We start from the raw sequence: 1,416 nt of genomic DNA on the forward strand, positions 1-1,416 counted from the left end.
GCATCTCAAAGATTTTTCATTAATGTCTCTAGATATACAAAGTAGTGACGTACTGAAAGCAATCGAGACAGCGATTCCAGTTTTTGCCATCGAACAAGCGATCGCTAACACTGAAACCGAAGAGGAACGCAGGCGATCGCTACCAGCACAATTAGTAGTTAGTCTGGTAATAGCAATGAGTCTTTGGTCAAAAGACTCGATGCGTGATGTGCTGAAAAACTTGATTGATGGACTAAGTGAAGCATGGGTTAAGGTTGGTAAATATTGGCGAGTACCTTGTAAGTCAGCCATTACACAAGCCCGACAGCGACTGGGTGCAAGGGTAATGAGCCAATTATTTCATCAATTAATACGACCAATGGCGACACAGGAGACATTGGGAGCGTTTCTCAATGGACTAAGAATTGTAGTCATTGATGGAACAGTATTCGATGTCCCAGACAGCGATGAAAATGCAAGAGTTTTTGGTCGCCCCAGTAGCCGTCCAGGTACAAGAGCAGCGTTTCCCAAAGTCAGGTTAGTAATCTTGGTAGAAGCGGGAACACACTTAATCTTCGATGCGTTAATGTGTCCATATCGCATCGGAGAACGAGTGCGGGCATTGAAATTATTACGCTCTGTACAATCAGGGATGTTGTTGATGTGGGATAGGGGATTGCACTCATATGCAATGGTACAGGCAACAGCGTCCAAGGGGTGTGATTATTTAGGAAGAATACCCGCCAATGTAAAATTCCTTGCAGAACAAGCGTTAGAAGACGGCTCTTACTTATCATATATTCATCCATCGGGCAAGCTCAGAAAAAAGGGTTGTCAACCAATACTGCTACGAGTGATTGAATACACAATTGAACATCCCGAAAACCCTAGTGAACAACTTACATATCGCTTGATTACTAGCCTCTTAGATATTGAAAAATTCCCAGCAGAACTATTAGCCAGAGAATATCATCAGCGATGGGAAGTAGAAAATACCATTGATGAGTTGAAAATACATCTGTTAGGGCGCAAAACTCACGTTCGTTCCCAAAAACCACGGGAAGTCGTGCAAGAGGTATACGGCTGGTTGTTGGGACATTGGTCAGTCAGGGTGTTAATGTTTCAAGCTGCAACTACTGCCGGGGTTCCACCATTACGCCTGGGTTTTACAGGAACATTACGAGTCATCCGTCGTGCCATTCCTAAGTTTCAACGTTTACAACTAGAAGAATTCCCTTTTTTTTCGATTGGCTAACCCTAGAGATTTTAGATACGTTATTACCTGAACGAGTTTCACGTAATAACCCCAGAGTTGTGAAAAAACCTGTATCAAAGTTTCGTTCTAAAAAGCCAAAACACAGAGGTACTGGACAACGAGTTGAAACTCCTAAATTTCATATCACTAATCAGTTTTTCAGCCTTAACTGAACCGTATTG

1 protein-coding gene is annotated in these 1,416 nt (G+C 42.6%); it reads left to right on the top strand.

Annotated features, from left to right (window positions below):
• The first annotated feature begins 22 nt into the window (after positions 1-22).
• Positions 23-1,234: an IS4 family transposase gene (locus V7K45_RS05280; protein WP_335001084.1), complete on the top strand. Its 1,212-nt coding sequence runs from the start codon at positions 23-25 to the stop codon at positions 1,232-1,234.
• The last annotated feature ends 182 nt before the right edge of the window (positions 1,235-1,416 follow it).

This window comes from Nostoc sp. (assembly GCF_036917375.1).
Taxonomy (GTDB): domain Bacteria; phylum Cyanobacteriota; class Cyanobacteriia; order Cyanobacteriales; family Nostocaceae; genus Nostoc.

What these genes read in the sequence shown, in the direction of transcription:
- V7K45_RS05280 (WP_335001084.1), top strand. Translation starts at nt 23, where the DNA reads ATGTCTCTAGATATACAAAGTAGTGACGTACTGAAAGCAATCGAGACA.